Source organism: Micromonospora chaiyaphumensis (assembly GCF_900091435.1).
GTDB lineage: Bacteria > Actinomycetota > Actinomycetes > Mycobacteriales > Micromonosporaceae > Micromonospora > Micromonospora chaiyaphumensis.
In genome coordinates this window covers 47,454-65,177 of record NZ_FMCS01000010.1, presented here as the reverse complement: position 1 = coordinate 65,177, position 17,724 = coordinate 47,454, and the positions used below count along the sequence as shown (strand labels likewise).

The 17,724-nt window shown below is 75.5% G+C and carries 18 protein-coding genes; 11 read left to right on the top strand and 7 right to left on the bottom strand.

Annotated elements, in window-relative coordinates; all coding sequences use genetic code 11:
- Positions 1-2 precede the first annotated feature (2 nt).
- From GA0070214_RS24425 to GA0070214_RS24395, 7 genes are all read right to left on the bottom strand, one after another.
- Positions 3-740: a hypothetical protein gene (locus tag GA0070214_RS24425; protein WP_091268568.1), complete on the bottom strand. Its 738-nt coding sequence runs from the start codon at positions 738-740 to the stop codon at positions 3-5.
- A 109-nt stretch (positions 741-849) separates the two neighbouring features.
- Entirely contained in the window at positions 850-1,329 is a 480-nt protein-coding gene (locus GA0070214_RS24420; protein ID WP_091268566.1) for a nitroreductase family deazaflavin-dependent oxidoreductase, read from the bottom strand.
- Between the two features lie 56 nt (positions 1,330-1,385).
- Positions 1,386-4,073 (bottom strand): FtsX-like permease family protein, encoded by a 2,688-nt coding sequence (locus tag GA0070214_RS24415; protein WP_091268564.1) that lies wholly within the window; start codon positions 4,071-4,073, stop codon positions 1,386-1,388.
- A complete protein-coding gene (locus GA0070214_RS24410) occupies positions 4,070-4,792 on the bottom strand; it encodes an ABC transporter ATP-binding protein (protein ID WP_091268562.1) in 723 nt (240 codons plus the stop codon). Before GA0070214_RS24410 ends, GA0070214_RS24415 begins: the two co-directional genes overlap by 4 nt.
- A gap of 79 nt (positions 4,793-4,871) precedes the next feature.
- A complete protein-coding gene (locus tag GA0070214_RS24405) occupies positions 4,872-5,453 on the bottom strand; it encodes a PadR family transcriptional regulator (RefSeq protein WP_091268560.1) in 582 nt (193 codons plus the stop codon).
- A 69-nt stretch (positions 5,454-5,522) separates the two neighbouring features.
- Positions 5,523-5,963, bottom strand: coding sequence for a ferritin-like domain-containing protein (locus tag GA0070214_RS24400; RefSeq protein WP_091268558.1), 441 nt, complete (start codon positions 5,961-5,963; stop codon positions 5,523-5,525).
- Positions 5,960-6,409 (bottom strand): hypothetical protein, encoded by a 450-nt coding sequence (locus GA0070214_RS24395; RefSeq protein ID WP_208602896.1) that lies wholly within the window; start codon positions 6,407-6,409, stop codon positions 5,960-5,962. Before GA0070214_RS24395 ends, GA0070214_RS24400 begins: the two co-directional genes overlap by 4 nt.
- A 264-nt stretch (positions 6,410-6,673) precedes the next feature.
- Between GA0070214_RS24395 and rimP the strand changes: the two genes are divergently transcribed.
- The 11 genes from rimP to GA0070214_RS24335 all read left to right on the top strand — a co-directional run bounded on the left by rimP (position 6,674) and on the right by GA0070214_RS24335 (position 17,713).
- Positions 6,674-7,330 carry a ribosome maturation factor RimP gene (rimP, locus tag GA0070214_RS24390; protein WP_091268553.1) on the top strand — a complete coding sequence of 219 codons (657 nt, stop codon included), beginning with the start codon at positions 6,674-6,676 and terminating at the stop codon, positions 7,328-7,330.
- On the top strand, positions 7,327-8,370 hold the full coding sequence (gene nusA, locus GA0070214_RS24385; RefSeq protein WP_091268550.1) for a transcription termination factor NusA: 1,044 nt from the start codon (positions 7,327-7,329) through the stop codon (positions 8,368-8,370). The genes rimP and nusA overlap by 4 nt, the downstream gene beginning before the upstream one ends.
- Positions 8,371-8,386: 16 nt before the next feature.
- On the top strand, positions 8,387-8,722 hold the full coding sequence (locus tag GA0070214_RS24380) for a YlxR family protein (protein WP_091268548.1): 336 nt from the start codon (positions 8,387-8,389) through the stop codon (positions 8,720-8,722).
- Between the two features lie 93 nt (positions 8,723-8,815).
- Positions 8,816-11,821, top strand: a complete 3,006-nt coding sequence (infB, locus tag GA0070214_RS24375; RefSeq protein WP_091268545.1) for a translation initiation factor IF-2 — start codon at positions 8,816-8,818, stop codon at positions 11,819-11,821.
- A 78-nt stretch (positions 11,822-11,899) separates the two neighbouring features.
- Positions 11,900-13,006 (top strand): TRM11 family SAM-dependent methyltransferase, encoded by a 1,107-nt coding sequence (locus tag GA0070214_RS24370; RefSeq protein WP_244167835.1) that lies wholly within the window; start codon positions 11,900-11,902, stop codon positions 13,004-13,006.
- A gap of 34 nt (positions 13,007-13,040) precedes the next feature.
- Positions 13,041-13,334 carry a DUF503 domain-containing protein gene (locus tag GA0070214_RS24365; protein WP_091269011.1) on the top strand — a complete coding sequence of 98 codons (294 nt, stop codon included), beginning with the start codon at positions 13,041-13,043 and terminating at the stop codon, positions 13,332-13,334.
- Positions 13,335-13,473: 139 nt separating this feature from the next.
- Complete coding sequence (gene rbfA / locus GA0070214_RS24360) at positions 13,474-13,956, top strand: 30S ribosome-binding factor RbfA (RefSeq protein WP_091268542.1); 483 nt, start codon at positions 13,474-13,476, stop codon at positions 13,954-13,956.
- A complete protein-coding gene (locus GA0070214_RS24355; RefSeq protein WP_091268539.1) occupies positions 13,953-14,999 on the top strand; it encodes a DHH family phosphoesterase in 1,047 nt (348 codons plus the stop codon). The genes rbfA and GA0070214_RS24355 overlap by 4 nt, the downstream gene beginning before the upstream one ends.
- A gap of 77 nt (positions 15,000-15,076) precedes the next feature.
- The gene (locus GA0070214_RS24350; protein ID WP_091268537.1) at positions 15,077-15,487 is read left to right on the top strand and encodes a hypothetical protein; all 411 of its coding nucleotides are present in this window, start codon (positions 15,077-15,079) and stop codon (positions 15,485-15,487) included.
- A complete protein-coding gene (locus GA0070214_RS24345) occupies positions 15,487-15,696 on the top strand; it encodes a DUF6186 family protein (protein WP_208602894.1) in 210 nt (69 codons plus the stop codon). The genes GA0070214_RS24350 and GA0070214_RS24345 overlap by 1 nt, the downstream gene beginning before the upstream one ends.
- 691 nt (positions 15,697-16,387) lie before the next feature.
- Positions 16,388-17,713, top strand: coding sequence for an MATE family efflux transporter (locus GA0070214_RS24335; RefSeq protein WP_091268531.1), 1,326 nt, complete (start codon positions 16,388-16,390; stop codon positions 17,711-17,713).
- Positions 17,714-17,724: the final 11 nt, after the last annotated feature.

The following is a 17,724-nucleotide window of genomic DNA, read 5'->3' as shown; positions in this document are numbered from 1 at the left end:
GTTCAACCCCGCAGCAGGTCGTCCACCGTGCCATCGACGGGGCGGCCCCGGGCGGCCAGCTCCTCGGCCTGGCGGGCCAGCACCGCGCCCACCTCGGTCATGTCCGCCCCGGCCAGGCCGGTGCGCCGCACCGCGTCGCCCGGATCCCGGAAGTAGGTGCGGCTCAGCAACCCGTGCACGGTGGCCGCGGCCAGCCGGGCCTCGCCCAGCATGAGCAGCGCCGGGTCCGTCTCGTACCACTCGGCCAGCCGCAGCGCCCGGGCGTGCGCCGCGCTGCCGCGGTACCAGGCCTGGCGGGCCGCGGCGGTGAACTCGGCCGGCCGGGCCCGCGCCAGCCGGGCCAGGTGCTCGTCCCGCAGCGTCCGCAGCCAGCCGGTCGGATCGTGCAGGGCGCGGGTGGTGACGTACCGGTCGGCGGTGAGCGGCCAGAGCGCGGTGATCGCCGTGGCCTGCCGCAGGTAGTCGTCGGCCCCGGCCACCGTGAGGTCGACCAGCACCCCGTCGACCCGGCGGGTGGCCGGTGAGGGCCCGCCACCCGGCCGGTAGGTGACGACCAGCAGCCCCACCTCGCCGTTGCCGCCGCCGTCGTCGTCGCCGTGCGCGAGGGGGCCGTGCACCGCGACGGCGAGGACGTCCGCCGCGAACCGGCGCAGCGCCGCGTCGCTCACCCGCTCGGCCACCCGCCAGCGGGGATCGTCCAGGCTGCGGTCGGTGTCCAGCTCGGTGCCGCCGGCTTCCACGGTCCACCTCCGTTCCGCGCGCGGCCCGCCCGGCGGCGGCCCGGCGCGCGTCGACCGACCACCACCCTAGCCAGCCGGGCCGGCCCCGCCGGCTCGCCGCGCCCGAGGGTCAGGCAATCGCCTCGCCCGCCGGGACCAGCCGGAACACCCGGATCTCGCGGCCGCCGGCCCGCTCCACATAGGTGCGGTAGGCCGGCCACTCGTCGACCAGCCGGGCGAACAGCCGCTCCCGCTCCGGGCCGCTGATCGGCTCGGCCCGCACCGGGACCCGGCGGCCCCGGACGTCGACCTCGGCGGCCGGCTGGGCGAGCAGGTTCAGCGACCAGGCGGGCTGGTGCTGCTGCCCCCAGTTCGAGCCGATCACCACGTAGGCGTCGCCGTCCGGCACGTAGAGCAGGGGGTTGCTGCGCGGCTTGCCGGAGCGGCGGCCCGTGGTGGTGAGGACCAGTGAGGGCACCAGCCCGAAGGCGACCACCCGCCCCTTCGTGAGCCGGCCGACCAGCCGGTCGGCGGGGACGAGCAGGCGCATGGTGGCGGCGAACCACTTCTGGTGACCGAGACGACGGGTGAGGGATCCCAGGGCGGACACCCGCCCAGTGTGCCGGGCCACCCCTCGCCCGCGACACCCTCCGACCGGCTCCAGCGTCAATCCAGCCGGCGCTCGACGGGCAGCCGCGACCGGGTGAGCAGGGCCGCCCCGAGCATGGCCACCAGCGGCACCACCACCAGCACGGTCAGGGTCGACCCGGGCACCACCAGCGGGTACGGGGGCTCCACCGGCCAGGACTGCGCGTACCGGCGGTTGAGCGAGATCAGGACGATGGCCGCCGAGCCGAGGCCGGCGAGGATGCCGAGCACCGAGCCGAGCACCGCGATCACCCCGGCCTGGCAGAGCGACAGCACCCGGCGTACCCGGGGATCGGCGCCGACCGCGGCGAGCGTGGACAGGTCCCGGCGGCCCTCGGCGCCGGCGAGGCCGGTGGCCACCGCGGCCGCGCCGAGGGTGATCACGGCGGACGCGCCGGCCAGCAGGAGCAGCAGCGGGCGCTGGTCGGACGGTGGCCCGGCCGTCGCCACCTGGACCGCCAGCGGGGCGACCCCGGACAGGTCGGCGGCCAGCCGGTCCCGCTGGCGGCCGGTGGGCGGCTCGGCGGTGTCGACGAGATAGCCCAGCGGCGCGGCCACGAGCCCGAGCGTGGCGGCCGCCCCGGGGGAGACCACCAGCCGGTCCACCGGGAGACCGCCCCGCAGCACGTACGCGGGCAGCGTGACCGCGGCCGCCACGGCGCCGGAGCCGTGGCTGACCTCCACCCGCACCCGCCCGTCCACCAACTGACCGGGATCGGTGACCACCACCCCGCCGGCCCCCAGCGTCCGGCTTGCCGCGGCCACCTCCTCGGCCGGTGCGCCGGTGAGCGCGGGCAGCGCCGTCCCGTCGTCGACGAGAGCCGGCAGGTAGAAGTCGCTGGGCTCGCGGAACGGCCGGACGCAGCGCGGGTCGGACCGCGCCGAGGCGGGCGCGGGAGCGAACGGCTCGTACGGGCAGCGCTGCTCCGGCGGGCGCACCGCGGTCGCCGTGCAGTAGTCCTCCGGGTCCGCCGGCTTGGCGCACTCTGGTGCGGCGAGCGGGACCACCGTGGCGCCCGGCAGCACGGCACCGATCCGCTCCGCCACCTCGGCGGCCGGGGGCAGCGCGCCGGTGGCCGGCCCGTCGGTGCGCTGGAGCAGCACGTGCCCCGGGGGCAGGCCGGGCTGCCAGGCGGCCCGTTGCCGGGCGTCGTCGCTGGCCACGTAGACGCCCAGCGCCACGCTGCCGGCCACCGCCGCCATCACGGCGGAGATGGCCGGCGCGGCCGACGAGCGGTTGCGGCTCGCGTCGCGCAGGGCCAGCCGGGGGGTCAGCGGCAGCAGCCGGCCGATCCGGGCCAGCAGCCCGATCAGCGTCGGGGTGCAGAAGACCAGGCCCAGCTCGCCCAGGACCACCCCGGCCAGCACCCCGGTCGGGGTGGTCCGGGTGGCGCCGAACGCGGCCAGGGCGGCGCCGGCCACGGTGAGCAGCACCCCGAGCACCAGCCAGCGGCGCCGCGGCCGGGGCGGCTCGCGCCGGCCGGCCAGCCCGGCGACCACGTCCTGCCGGGCGGCCGCCCAGGCCGGCGCGAGCGCGGCCAGCACGCCCGCGAGCACCGCCACCGCCACGATCGCCAGGAGCGCCGCCGGGAAGAGCCGGTACGCCCCGGACCGCGCGCCGAGCACGTAGTGCTCGACCAGGGGCCGGCCGGCGAACGCGGCGGCGACCCCGAGCAGCAGCCCGACGGCCGCCCCGCCGGCGCCGAGCACCACCCCGTCGGCGAGCACGATCCGGCGCAGGTGGGAGGCGTCTCCACCGGCCACCGCGACCAGGGCGAGGTCCCGTCGCCGGCGGCGGACGCCGACCGCGAAGGCCGGGCCGACCAGCAGCACCACCTCCAGCAGGCCGAGCCCCCCGACCAGCACCGTGTTGCCGGTCTCCTCGGCGTCGGGCAGGTCCGGTCCGGTGGCCGTCTCGTCCCGCCCGGGCAGCGGGGTCCGGGCGGCCACCAGGATGCCCCGGGCGTTCAACCGGTCGGCCAGCGCCGCGTCCATCGTCCCGGGCAGGTCCACGAGCCAGTTCTCGTCGGCCGCGGCGAGCGGACCGGGCGGCAGCTCCGGCCGGAGCGCGACCACCTCCCGCAGGTTGTCCGGGAACTCCACCACCCCGACCACCCGGTAGGTGGTGCCGTCCACGGTGCGCACCGGCTCGCCCAGCCGGACGCCCAGCTTGCGCAGTGCCGCGGGGCTCACCGCGATCTCGTCGGGGCGGGTGGGCCGCCGCCCGTCGCGCAGCGTGGCCAGCGGCCGGGCGAGCGGGTCGGTCAGGTCGACGGCGCGGGCGTCGAACGACACGGACTTCCCGTTGATCCGCACCTCGAAGGGCACCCACCGGCGCATCCGCGTGAGCCGGCTGCCGGCGGGCAGCAGCGCCCGTAGCTCGTCGGCCGTCACGGGTCGGGCCCGGGGCACCGGGTCACCCTCGACCGGCCAGGAGCCCTCGCCCCAGGCGTCCTGGCTGATCGCGTTCAGGTCGATCCAGCGCAGCTCCGCGTCGGCCCCGCCCAGTTGCCGGTCCATCCGCTCGGCCCGGGTCAGCTCGGCCATGTCGTAGCTCACCGCGGCGAAGGTCAGCCCGAACACCGGCAGCGCGATCATCACGAGCACCAGCGCGGTACGCCGGCGTGCCCGGCGTGCCTCGCGCCGGGCGATCCGCAGCGCGGCCCGCCACGACCCGAGCGTGGCGGCGAGCCGGCCCCGGCTCACCGACCGCTGCCGCTGAGCAGGTGCTCGACGCCGACGAGCGGGGCCGTCGAGTCGACCAGCACCCCGTCGCGGAGGAACACCACCCGGTCCGCCCAGCCCGCGTGCCGCGCCTCGTGGGTGACCAGCACCCCCGCCGCGCCCGCGTCCACCCGGCGGCGCAGCAGGTGCAGTACCGCCTCGCCGGCCTGGGAGTCGAGCGCGCCGGTCGGTTCATCGGCGAGGACCAGGCGGCGCTCGCCCACGAGCGCGCGGGCGATCGCCACCCGCTGCTGCTGGCCGCCGGACATCTGGTCGGGGAACCGGCCCGCCAGCCCCGCCACGTCCACCTCGGCGAGCGCGGCCAGGGCCAGCCGGCGGGCCGCCCGGACGCCGGCGCCGTCCAGTTCGAGGGGGAGCGCCACGTTCTCCACGGCGGTGAGGCTGCCGAGCAGGTTCAGATCCTGGAAGACGTAGCCGATCCGGCGGCGGCGCAGCCGGGCCAGGTCGCGGGCCGGCAGGGCGCCCAGGGACTCGCCCTCGACCACCACCTCCCCGCCGGTCGGCCGGTCCAGCCCGCCGGCGAGCGCGAGCAGGGTGGACTTCCCCGAGCCCGAAGGCCCCATGACCGCCACCAGCTCGCCGGCCGCCACGGACAGGCTCACCCCGCGCAGCGCGTGCACGGCCGCCTCCCGGGCGCCGTGGGTCCGGTGCACGCCCCGCAGCTCCAGCACCCCGCTCACGGCGCGGCCTTTGTTCGCGACTGCGGGGCTCGCAAGAACGGCTCACTCCTCGCGCTCACGGCGTCACCTCCTGCCGCCGTCACCGGCGGGCCTCCTCGCCGGCCCGGTCCACCGCCTCCGGGTGGGTGGCCGGCCGGCTCGGCGCCGGGCGGTGGCGGACCAGGCTGGTCTCGCAGTGGTCGAGCCAGCGGACCTCCGCCTCGGCCTGGAAGATCATCGCGTCCAGCACCAGGCGCCAGGGCAGATCCTCCGGCTTGTCACTGGCGTACTTCAACCGGGTGAACTCCTGCAGGGCCCGCATGGTGGCGCTGCGCTGGGTCTGCACCACCGCGCGGACGTCCACGCCGGGGGTGGTGAGGGCCAGGGCCAGCTTGATCGAGAGCTCGTCCCGCGGCCGGTCGGCCCGGCTGATCGGGGTGGCGAACCAGAGCGCCAGGTCCGCCCGACCGGCGTCGGTGATCTCGTACGGCCGCTGCCCGGCCTCGCTCTCCGGCAGCGAGCGGACCAGGCCGTCGCGCTCCAGCCGGGACAGGGTCGTGTACACCTGCCCGATGTTCAGCGGCCAGGTCGATCCGGTCGACTCCTCGAACGCGGAGCGGAGCTGGTAGCCGTACATCTGGCCGCGCTCCAGCAGGGCGAGCAGGCCGTGGCGGATGGACATGGCCAGGAGTATGCATACCTGGTATGCGGTCCGCAACCGCAGGGCTCCGGCGGGTGACCGGGCCCCCGCTCAGACCTGCCGGCCGGGGAACGGAACCGTGAGCGGGGTCACGCCGGCGGTGCGCCGCCACCGGGTGGCCCGCAGCGCGCAGTCGGTGAGCGCCGCGAGGGCCTTGTTCCGGTCCGCCCCGGTGGTGTGCGGCAACGCCGCCCGCCAGTGGCCGGCCGTGCGCTCCTCGATCTCCACGGCCAGCTTGAGCGCGCTCGCCCGGTCGGTTACCGGGTAGGGCAGCGCGTAGCCGGCCCGGTCGGCGGGGACCTGGCCGCCGCCCGCGCTGAGCTGGAGGATGAGGGCGTCCCGGCGGGCCCGGTGGGCCGCCTCGGCGGCGCGGGCGGCGGAACGGGCCGACTCGGTCAGGTGCACGCCGATCACCCCGTACGCCCAGATCGCCGCGTACTCGGCGGCGAGCGCGTCGCCGAGGGCCTGCGCCGGGCCGCTGGTCGGGCTCACTTCAACGCCTCCAGGTGGGTCGCCCGGGCCGCCGCGATCGACCCGAGCAGCGCGGCCCGCTCGGCGGGCGCGGCGGCGCACGCCTTCGCGGCGTTGTCCCGCCCCGCCTGCTCGGCCTGCCGCAGCTCGGTCCGGACGGTGTCCGGGTCGGCGGCCGCCGCCGACGGGCTGGCGGCCGGGCTGCCGGACGGCGCCGGCCGGCCGATGACCTTGCGCAACTCCTCGGCGTGCGCCCGGTGCGCGTCGGCGATCGCGGTGAGCCGCTCGGTCAGCGCCGGCACGGCGGTGGCGGCGGCCCGGTAGCGGGCTTCCAGCGCGGTGGCCTCGGCCGCGAGCGGCTCCAGTGGATCGGGGGGCCGGGACTCGTCGTCGCGGTCGAAAAGATCACAACCGGTCAGCGGCACGGCCGCGCCGCCGAGCGCCACCAGCGCTCCGGCGCGCAGCAGCGCACGCCGGGAATGCCCCGGTGTGCCCTGATCCGATGTCGTTCTGCGTGTCGCCACCGGACAAGTCAACACCATCCGCGGCGCGCTGTGGGCCAGTGGCGTCGGTGCGCCGCCCGGGCCGCCGCCCCGCCCGCGCGTTACGCTCTGCGCAGCCACCGGGCGCGGACGCCCCGGTGGCGTGCCGGCATGGCGGGCCGACCGGTCCGCCCGAGCAGTGACACGACGGGCCCCCGGGCCCGTGGCAACAGCAGAGAGGTGCGCCGAATGACGCAGCGTGGCCGTGCCACCCGGCCGACGGGGCCCTCGGGACGCCCCCGCCGGTCCGACGGCCCCCGTGGCGGGGACCGGGGCGGCGCACCCCGCGGCGACCTGAACGCGCGCCGGGCCCGGCTGCGCGAGGTGATCGAGCCGGTGGTCACCGCCGCCGGCTACGACCTGGAGGACCTCTCCGTGTCCCGCGCCGGCCGCCGGCACGTGGTCCGCGTGATCGTGGACGCCGACGGCGGGATCAACCTGGACGCCGTCGCGGACGTCTCCCGGGCGGTCTCGGCGGCGCTGGACGCCGCCGAGGAGACCGGCGGGGACATCGTGGCCGGCGAGTACCAGCTCGAGGTCAGCTCGCCCGGCGTGGACCGGCCGCTCACCCTGCCCCGGCACTGGCGGCGCAACGCCGGCCGGCTGGTCAAGGTGACCGTCCACGGCCCGGAGGGGGACCGGCAGGTCACCGGCCGGATCGCCGCCGCCGACGACGAGCGCGTGGCGCTGGAGACCGACGCCGGCCGGGCGGAGCACCCGTATGCCGAGCTCGGGCCCGGCCGGGTCCAGGTGGAGTTCACCCGCCTGGACGAGGTGGCCGACGAGGACTTCGGTGACGACACCGACATCGACGACGACGAAGATCTGGAGGACGAGGAGAGGTGAACATCGACCTCGCGGCGCTGCGCGCACTGGAGCGCGAGCGGGAGATCCCGTTCGACACGATCCTCGCGGCGATCGAGACCGCGCTGCTGACCGCCTACCGGCACACCGACGGCGCCGAGCCGCACGCCCGGGTGGAGATCGACCGCAAGACCGGGGCCGCCTCGGTGTACGCCCAGGAGGTGGACGCCGACGGCACCGTCGTCCGGGAGTGGGACGACACCCCGCACGACTTCGGCCGGATCGCGGCCATGACCGCCAAGCAGGTGATCCTCCAGCGGCTGCGGGAGGCCACCGACGAGGTGCACTTCGGCGAGTACGTCGGCCGCGACGGCGACCTGGTCACCGGTGTGGTGCAGGCGCACGAGGCGCGGGCCGAGAAGGGCATCGTCAGCGTCGACCTGGGCAAGCTGGAGGGCGTCCTGCCCCAGTCCGAGCAGGTCCCCGGCGAGCGGTACGCCCACGGCGAGCGGATCCGCTGCGTCGTGGTGCACGTGGCCAAGGGAATGCGCGGCCCGCAGATCACGTTGTCCCGTTCGCACCCGGCCCTGGTGAAGAAGCTCTTCGCCCTGGAGGTCCCGGAGATCGCCGACGGCACCGTCGAGATCGGCGCCATCGCGCGTGAGGCAGGTCACCGCACGAAGATCGCGGTGCGCTCGACCGCTTCCGGGGTCAACGCCAAGGGCGCCTGCATCGGCCCCATGGGCCAGCGGGTCCGCGCGGTGATGAGCGAGCTGCACGGCGAGAAGATCGACATCATCGACTGGTCGGACGACCCGGCCACCTTCGTCGGCAACGCGCTCTCGCCGGCCAAGGCGCTGCGGGTGGAGGTGGTCGACCTGGCCAGCCGCACCGCCCGGGTCACCGTTCCGGACTTCCAGCTCTCGCTGGCGATCGGGCGGGAAGGGCAGAATGCCCGGCTCGCGGCCCGGTTGACCGGTTGGCGGATCGACATCCGCTCCGACGCGGAGCAGAGCGGGGCGGCCGGCCGGGGCGGAGCTGATCACGTTCCCGAGGCGGGCGGCGCGATCTCGAGCAGCTAGGGGTAGACTTCCTCCAGTGGCACGACGCGCGCTGCCGGAGCGCACCTGTGTGGGCTGCCGGAAGCGAGCGCCGGCCAGCGAGTTGCTGCGGATAGTCGCGATCGGAGACGAGGCTGGTCATTACAGCCTCCGGCCTGATCCGGCTCGCAGACTGCCGGGTCGGGGAGCGAACATGCACCCGGATCCGGCCTGCTTCGCGCAGGCGGTGCGGCGCCGCGCCTTCGGGCGGGCACTGCGCATCACCGGGGTCCCCGACCACGGTGCGCTCGCGGAGCACGTTGACGCGCAAACCCCGACGACCGGTCAACCCGACCGGTCGAGGGTCGCTAGCAAGGTAGGACGACCGACATGAGCACACGATGAAGTCCCTGAAATGACCAGGCTTCAAGTGCACGAGTGAGGTCGCTGCGGGTGCTGCCCGCACGACCTCGGAGTGAGGAGTGCAGTGGCAGGAAAGGCCCGCGTACACGAGCTCGCCAAGGAGCTCGGGGTCGAGAGTAAGACCGTTCTCGCCAAGCTCAAGGAGATGGGCGAGTTCGTGAAGTCCGCGTCCAGCACCGTCGAGGCGCCCGTCGCCCGACGACTGCGTGGCGCATTCGTCGCGTCCGCCGGTGGCGCCTCGGCGCCGGCCGCCCCGCAGGCGGCCGCCCCGAGCCCGGCGGCGACCCCGACGCCGACCCCGACCCCGGGCGCCCCCCGGGTCTCGGCCAAGCCGATGCCGCCCCGGCGGCCGGCCGCGCCGACCCCTGGACCGAAGCCCAAGGGCCCGGTCCCCGGCCCGCCGCAGCCGGCGACCCCGGTCGCCAAGCCGGCGAGCGCGCACGACATCGAGGTGGCGGCCGCCGAGGCGCGCGCCGCTGCCCTCAAGGCTGAGCAGGAGGCCGCGGTCAAGGCCGCGCAGGCCGCCCGCCAGCAGCAGCGGGAGAACGTCCGCCGCGAGCCCCCGACCGAGGGTGGTCCCCGTCCGGGGCCGCGTCCGGGTCCGAACGCGGTGCCGCCGCGTCCGGGTGCCCCGGCCGCCGGCCGTCCCGGTGGCCCGACCCCGGGCCCGGGTGCCCGTCCGGGCGGACGTCCGCCGGCGCGCGGCGCCGGTAACAACCCGTTCGGCATCCAGGGTGGCCAGCAGCAGCGGCCCCCGGCCGCCGGTGCCGGCGGTCCCCGGCCGAGCCCGGCGGGCATGCCGCCGCGGCCCAGCCCGGCCTCCATGCCGCCCCGGCCCAGCCCGGCGTCCATGCCGAGCCAGCGGCCGACCACGGGTCGCCCCGGCGGTCCCGGCGGCGGTCGTGGCGGCCCCGGTGGCGGCGCGGGTCGTCCCGGTGGCGGCGGCGGTTTCCGCGGCGGTCCCGGTGGCGGTGGCGGCGGCGGTGGTTACCGCGGCGGTCCCGGTGGCGGTGGCGGCGGCGGTGGCTTCCGCGGCGGTCCCGGTGGCGGTGGCGGCGGCGCTCCCGGTGGCGGTTTCCGCCCGGGTGCCCCGGCCGGCGGCGGTGGCCGTCCGGGTGGTGGCGGTCGTGGCCGTGGCGGTGGCGCCGCGGGTGCCTTCGGGCGTCCCGGTGGCCGGCCGACCCGCGGTCGCAAGTCGAAGAAGCAGCGCAGACAGGAGTTCGACAACCTGTCGGCCCCGACCATGTCCTCGGGTGCCCCCCGGGGTCAGGGTCAGGTCGTCCGGTTGTCCCGTGGCGCCTCGCTGTCGGACTTCGCCGACAAGATCAACGCCAACCCGGGTTCGCTCGTCCAGGAGATGTTCAACCTGGGCGAGATGGTGACCGCGACCCAGTCGTGCTCCGACGACACCCTGCTGCTGCTGGGTGAGCACCTCGGCTTCGACGTGCAGATCGTCAGCCCGGAGGACGAGGACCGCGAGCTGCTCGCGCAGTTCAACATCGACCTCGACGCCGAGGTCGCGGCGGACCGCCTGGTCAGCCGTGCGCCGGTCGTGACCGTCATGGGTCACGTCGACCACGGTAAGACCAAGCTGCTCGACGCGATCCGCAAGGCGAACGTCGTGGCCGGCGAGGCGGGTGGCATCACCCAGCACATCGGCGCCTACCAGGTCCACGTCCCGCACGAGGGCGAGGACCGCGCGGTGACCTTCATCGACACCCCGGGTCACGAGGCGTTCACCGCCATGCGTGCCCGTGGTGCCCAGGTGACGGACATCGTGATCCTGGTGGTGGCGGCCGACGACGGCGTCATGCCGCAGACCATCGAGGCGCTCAACCACGCCAAGGCGGCGGACGTGCCGATCGTGGTCGCGGTCAACAAGGTCGACAAGCCCGAGGCGAACCCGGACAAGGTCCGCCAGCAGCTGACCGAGTACGGCCTGGTCGCCGAGGAGTACGGCGGCGACACCATGTTCGTCAACGTGGCGGCCAAGCCCGGCATCGGCATCGAGGAGCTTCTCGAGGCCGTGCTGCTGACCGCCGACGCGTCGCTGGAGCTGACCGCTCCGATCGACGGGCCGGCGCAGGGTGTCGCCATCGAGGCGCACCTGGACAAGGGCCGTGGTGCGGTGGCGACCGTGCTGGTGCAGAAGGGCACCCTCCGGGCCGGCGACTCGATCGTCGCCGGTGGGGCGCACGGCCGGGTCCGGGCCATGCTGGACGAGAACGGCAAGCCGGTCGACGAGGCCGGGCCGGCGCGTCCGGTCATGGTGCTGGGTCTGACCACGGTGCCGGGTGCGGGTGACACCTTCCTGGCCGCCGAGGACGACCGGACCGTGCGGCAGATCGCCGAGCAGCGGCAGGCGCGGCGGCGGGCGGCGGCATTCGCCAACTCCCGTGGCCGGGCGACTCTCGAGACGCTCATGGAGCAGCTCAAGGAGGGCGAGAAGACCTCGCTCAACCTGGTGCTCAAGGGCGACGTCTCCGGCTCCGTGGAGGCCCTCGAGGACGCGCTGTTCAACCTCGACATCCCGGAGGAGGTCCAGCTTCGGATCATCCACCGGGGCGTGGGTGCGATCACCGAGAGCGACGTCATGCTCGCGAGCGCCTCGTCCGAGGCGGTCACGATCATCGGCTTCAACGTGCGGGCCGCCAACAAGGTCCGCGAGATCGCCGACCGCGAGGGCGTGGAGATCCGGTACTACACCGTCATCTACCAGGCCATCGAGGAGATCGACGCCGCGCTCAAGGGTCTGCTCAAGCCGGAGTACGAGGAGGTCGAGCTGGGCACCGCGGAGATCCGCGACGTCTTCCGCTCGTCCAAGATCGGCAACATCTCCGGCTGTATCGTCCGGTCCGGCCTCATCCGCCGCAACGCCAAGGCGCGGCTGCTGCGGGACGGCGCGGTCGTGGCGGACAACCTCACGATCAGCTCCCTCAAGCGGTTCAAGGACGACGCGACCGAGGTCCGCGAAGGCTTCGAGTGTGGTCTGACGCTGGGCGGTTACAACAACGTCCAGGTCGGCGACATCATCGAGACCTGGGAGATGCGGGAGAAGCCGCGCGCCTGAGCGGTGTGAACGACGGCGACGGCCGGGGCCTTCGGGCCCCGGCCGTCGCCGTTTCCGCAGGCTGCGACAATCTCGGGCGTGCTCAGGTACGCGCTGCTCCTCGCCCCCTCCGCCAACCGCGTCTACGCCGACGCCGCCGCCCGGCTGGCCCGCGCCGAGCTGACCGTGTTCGCCGGGTCCGGCGTGCTCGACGCGGCGCCGGTCGACGCCGCGGTGGAGCGGATCGGCGGGGTGGAGTACCTGACCTTCGCGGTCCCCGAGCCCGGTCTCGGCGTCCGGGACCTGGCGCACCTGGCCAACCTCTCGGCGGCGTACGCGCTGTTCGAGCGGGTGGGCGACGACCTGCTCCGGCCCGTGCCGCTGCACCCGCTGGCCCGGTACGACTCCGACCTCGTCACCATCCCCAAGTACGCCGGCAAGACCAACGAGCAGTTCACCCGGCTGCTGCTCAACGTCACCCTGCTGGCGTCGGCCTCGGCGCCCCGGATGCTGGACGGGCCGGTCGTGGTGCTCGACCCGCTCTGCGGCCGGGGCACCACCCTCAACCAGGCGCTCATGTACGGCTACGACGGCATCGGCGTGGAGCACGACGGCAAGGACGTGGACGCGTACGCGGCGTTCCTGCGTACCTGGCTGCGGCGCAAGCGGCTCAAGCACACCGCCGAGACGCTGCCGGTGCGCCGGGACCGGCGGCTCGTGGCACGGCGCTTCGAGGCGGTCCTCGCGCCGTCCCGGGACGCGCACCGGTCCGGGGCAACCCAGCGGGTCACCGTGCTGCACACCGACACCACCCGGGCCCGCGAGGTGCTCCGCCCCCGCTGCGCCGACGTGATCGTCACCGACGCCCCGTACGGGGTGGCGCACGGCAGCCGCAGCGACGCGGGCCTGTCCCGCAGCCCGCTGGACCTGCTCACCGCCGCCGTGCCGGTCTGGCGCGAACTGCTGCGCCCGGGTGGGGCGCTGGGGCTGTCCTGGAACACCCACGTGGCCCCGCGCGCCGCGGCCGAGGCGGTGCTGGCCGGCGCCGGCCTGCGGGTGCTGGACGGGCCCGGCTGGCGGGATCTCGCGCACCGGGTCGACCAGGCGATCGACCGGGACGTGCTGGTGGCGGTGGCGAACGACGACTCCGGCGCGGCGCGCCCGACGCCGCGCGGCGACCTGGAGCCGTCGGCAGAAAACGGGTGACCGGGACGACGCCACTGCCGTACCGTTGCTCGCCGTGTACACCGGAACCGCGCAGTTCGACCTGTTGCTCCCGGGGGATTCCCGGTCCCTGAAGGCCAAGCGGTCGTACGTCCGGCCGATCGTCGCGGCGCTCCGCCGGTTCGAGGTGTCCGCCGCCGAGGTGGGGGCGCTCGACCTGCACGGACGTACGCAGATCGGGGTGGCCGTGGTGGCCGCCGAGCCGGCGCACGTCCGCGAGGTGCTCGACTCCTGCGAGCGGCTGGTGGCCGCCCGGCCGGAGGTCGAGCTGCTGTCGGTCCGCCGTGCCCTGCACGGCGAGGAGGACTGAGCGCCGGCACCCGGCGGCCCCGCGCGAGGGCGGCGACCGCGCGGGTAGTGTTCGAGATGTTGGGCGGTCGGACCCGGCGGCGCCCGCGCCGTCCGGTGCCGGCCGTCGTAGGAAGCGGGAAGCCCTGGAGGTGGGGGACATGACGGATCCGGCCAAGGTTCGCCGGCACGCGGAGCGCATCCGTGAACTGGTCGCGTCGGTGGTGCGGAGCCAGATCAAGGACCCCCGGCTCGGCATGATCACCATCACCGACGCCCGGATCACCGCCGACCTGCGCGACGCCACCGTCTTCTACACGGTGCTCGGTGACGCGGCGGCCCAGGCCAGCACCGCCGCCGCGCTGGAGAGCGCCAAGGGCATGCTGCGCAGCACGGTGGGCAAGGCGCTCGGGCTGCGCCACTCGCCGACCCTGACCTTCGTCCTGGACGACGTGCAGGACCAGGTCAAGCACATCGACGACCTGCTCGCGGCGGCCCGCAACGCCGACGCCGAGGTCCAGCGCCTGGCCGCCCACGCCCAGTACGCGGGCGAGGCCCAGCCGTACCGGGTCGAGGAGGACGAGGACGCCGAGGTCGAGGAGACCGGGGACGAGGAGCCGCGCGGCGGCAGCGACCGCCGGTGACCGCTCCCGCCGCGGGCGGCCCGCCGGCCGGTGCCGGCCCGACCGACACCGACTGGGCGGCCGCCGTCGCGGCGGTACGCGGGCTTCCCGCCACCGCGCGGGTGCTGCTCATCTGCCACGTCAATCCGGACGGCGACGCGCTGGGCAGCATGCTCGGCTTCGGGCTGGGCCTGCGCCGGCTGGGCGTACGGCAGCTCCAGGCGACCTTCCCCGGGCCGCCGGAGGTGCCGGAGCCGTTCCGCTGGCTGCCCGGGTCCGACCTGCTGGTGCCGCAGGACGACGCGTACCCGGATCCCGACCTGGTGATCTGCTTCGACGCGGCCAGCGAGTCGCGCCTCGGTGACCTGGTCGACCGCCTGGACAAGGCCGGCACGGCGCTGGTGCTCGACCACCACGCCTCGAACACCGGGTTCGGCGGCATTCACCTCGTGGACCCGCACGCGGCGGCCACCTCGGTGGTCGCGCTCGGGCTGCTCGACCGGCTCGGGGTGACGCTGGACGCGGAGATCGCCGCCTGCCTCTACGTGGCGTTGAGCACCGACACCGGCTCGTTCCGCTTCGAGGCCACCACGCCGGCCGTGCACGAGCTGGCCGCCCGGCTGCTGGCCACCGGGATCAGCCCGGGGGAGATCTCCCGGAGGATCTTCGACACCCGGCCGTTCGGCGCGGTCCGCCTGTTCGGCGAGGTGGTCGGCCGGGCCCGGCTGGAGCCGGCGGCCGCCGCCGGGCACGGGCTGGTCTGGACCTACGCCACCCGCGAGGACCTGGCCCGTCACCACCAGCCGGCGTACGTGCTGGAGGCCCTCATCGACTCGGTGCGCTGCACCGCCGAGGCGGACGTGAGCTGCGTGGTCAAGCAGTCCGGCGACGCCGAGTGGGCGGTCTCGCTGCGCAGCAAGGGCGCGGTGGACGTGAGCCGGGTGGCCATGGCGCTCGGCGGCGGCGGGCACCGGTTCGCCGCCGGGTTCACCGGGTGGGGCACGGTCGACGAGGTGGTCGAGCGGATCCGCACCGAACTGCCCGGCGCGCTGCTTCCTACCTGACCCCTGGGTGAGAACCGGGGGTGACTCCGGGGCGTGCCGGTCTTCCCGCGTTCCGTGACGCTGGGGACAATCGGGTGATGGATCACCCCCGTGAGCTCACCGTCGAGGCGCCCCGGGCCTGGGACCGCCCGGTCGTCTCCGTGCCGGTGTTCATCTGTCTCTCCCTGGTCGGCGGGCAGCTGCCGTCCTTCTCCACCGCGGCCAACCTCTACACCCTGGGCACCGGCGGGGCGTTGATCTGGGTCGGGCTGAGCAACCGGGTGCCGCCCCGGCGGCCGGCGCCGCGGCGGCTGCCGTCCGCCGCGCTCTGGTGGCTGCTGCCGGTCACCGTCTTCGGGGTCCTGGAGGGCGCGACCTTCGTGCTGTCGGTGGGGGACGACTTCCCGACCTTCTCCCGTCTGGCCGATCCGATGCTGGAGGACCAGCTGGTCCGCTCGGCGGCCTGGTTCGCCTGGCTGACCGCGTTCTGGGGGCTGGTCCGCCGATGATGCGCACCCTGGCGATCGGCGGTTTCCTGGCCGCGCTGCTGCTCTTCGCGGCCGTCGAGTGGGCCGCCCGGCGGGAGGGCTCGCGCATCCCGTCCCTGGCCGACGTCTGCGCCTTCGTGATGCGCTACGAGGTCGGCCCGGTGCCGGTCGGCCGGATCGGCCTGTTCGGCTTCTGGTGGTGGCTGGGCTGGCACTTCCTGGCCCGCTGACGCGCGCTCTCCCTGCTGTCCGCATTTCGGGAACAGTGGGCAGCATGTGGAAAGTGAACGTTAATTTGGGTGAGGGCCGGCGCTTCGGCGCTGGTCACGGGGCGGTGGTGCCACACCCGGTGCCGCCTCCCTCCAGGGTCAGACCGACCCGGGCTCACGCTGCCAGCGGGCCGCTCCGGTGATCCCGGACCGCGCTGCCGGCGCTCAGCAGGCCGACGGCTCCGGGCCGCGGCGCGACGGCGGTCGCGGCGGGTCGGCGCGTCGGTGCCCAGCAGGGCCGCCGTGCTTCGGTGGTCCGCACCCTGGAAGGGACATCCCATGGCGACCAAGCGCAAGCCGCAGACCGAGAACACCACCGACGAGGCGCGCGAGCAGATGCGCCGCGCACTGCAGACCTCGATGGACACCCGTCAGTGACGGTGGCCGCCCGGCGGTGACGCCGCAGCCACGACGTCACCGCCGCTCCGGTCGCCCCACCGGCAGCATCGACGTCCCCGAGCAGCTCGACCTCGAGTTCCTCCGCCGCACCTGGCCCCATCCGAGCCGCCCCACCGGGTCGATCATGAGGTTGGCGGCGCTCTGGATCTCCGAAACTGCCGCCAACTTCATGATCAAACGAGGTGTGCGCCTGGTGCGGTAAGTAGTGCGCGGGGTTGCATGCCTTACGGGGCGCGTGCCAGGATCGGCGGCGATGAGTCAGACAGTCGTGCCCGCCGCCCAGTCCGCCACGGCCCGGCGGATCGCCGCGCTCGCCCTGCCGGCGCTCGTGGTGCTCGCCGCCGAGCCGCTGTACGTGCTGGTCGACACCGCCGTGGTCGGGCACCTCGGCCGCGTCCCGCTCGCCGCGCTCGCCATCGGCGGCACCGTGCTGACGCTGACCGCCTGGCTCGGCACCGTGGTGGCGTACGGAACCACCGGGCGCGCGGCCCGCCGGTTCGGCTCGGGGGACCGGGCCGCCGCGGTGGCCGAGGGAGTCCAGGCGTCCTGGCTCGCCCTCGGCGTCGGAGTGCTGGTGGCGGTCGCCATCGGCGTCGGCGGCGGGGCGTTGGCGCGTACCCTCGCGGGCGGTCCCGGCGAGGTGGCCGACGCCGCCGCGACCTGGCTGCGGATCGCGGCGCTGGGCGCGCCCGGCCTGCTGCTGGCGGCGGCCGGCAACGGCTGGCTGCGCGGCATCCAGGACACCCGCCGGCCGCTGCTCTTCGTGCTCGGCCCCAATTTGCTCTCGGCGCTGCTGTGCCCGCTGCTGGTCTACCCGGCCGGGCTCGGCCTGGCCGGCTCGGCCGTGGCGAACGCGGTGGCGCAGACCATCTCCGGTGGCCTCTTCGCGGCGGCCCTGGTCCGCGAGCGGGTGCCGCTGCGCCCCCGGCCCCGGCACATCGGCCAGCAGCTGGCGCTCAGCCGCGACCTGCTCATCCGGGGCGTCGCCTTCCAGGCCAGCTTCCTGTCCGCCACCGCCGTGGCCGCCCGCTTCGGCGCCGCCGCGGTCGGCGCGCACCAGATCGCCGTCCAGCTCTGGTTCTTCACCGCCCTGGTGCTGGATGCCCTGGCGATCGCCGCGCAGTCTCTGGTCGGCGCGGCGCTCGGCGCCGGCGACGCCGCCGGTGCGCGCGCCCTCGCCCGGCGGATCGCCCTGCTCGGCGGCCTCTGCGGCGTGGCGTTCGCGGTGCTCATCGCCGCCGGCGCCGGTTTCGTGCCGTCGTTGTTCAGCTCCGATCCGCAGGTGCGCGAGCAGGCCATGGTCGCCTGGCCCTGGTTCGTCGCGCTCCAGCCGATCGGCGGCGTGGTGTTCGCCCTGGACGGCGTGCTGATCGGCGCGGGCGACGTCCGCTACCTGCGCAACCTGACCATCGTGGCGGCGCTGGGCGGGTTCCTGCCGGCCATCTGGCTGGCCTACGGGCTCGACCTCGGGCTGGGCGGCATCTGGGCCGGGCTGACCCTGTTCGTGGTGCTCCGGCTGGTCGCCCTGCTACTGCGGCTGCGCTCCGGCGGCTGGGCGGTGGTCGGCGCGGTCCGCTGACGTGGTCGGCG

Coding starts and splice junctions, on each gene's coding strand:
- GA0070214_RS24350 (WP_091268537.1), top strand. CDS start 15,077: ATGGATCACCCCCGTGAGCTCACCGTCGAGGCGCCCCGGGCCTGGGAC.
- rimP (WP_091268553.1), top strand. CDS start 6,674: ATGACGCAGCGTGGCCGTGCCACCCGGCCGACGGGGCCCTCGGGACGC.
- GA0070214_RS24345 (WP_208602894.1), top strand. CDS start 15,487: ATGCGCACCCTGGCGATCGGCGGTTTCCTGGCCGCGCTGCTGCTCTTC.
- GA0070214_RS24405 (WP_091268560.1), bottom strand. CDS start 5,453: ATGTCCATCCGCCACGGCCTGCTCGCCCTGCTGGAGCGCGGCCAGATG.
- rbfA (WP_091268542.1), top strand. CDS start 13,474: ATGACGGATCCGGCCAAGGTTCGCCGGCACGCGGAGCGCATCCGTGAA.
- GA0070214_RS24335 (WP_091268531.1), top strand. CDS start 16,388: ATGAGTCAGACAGTCGTGCCCGCCGCCCAGTCCGCCACGGCCCGGCGG.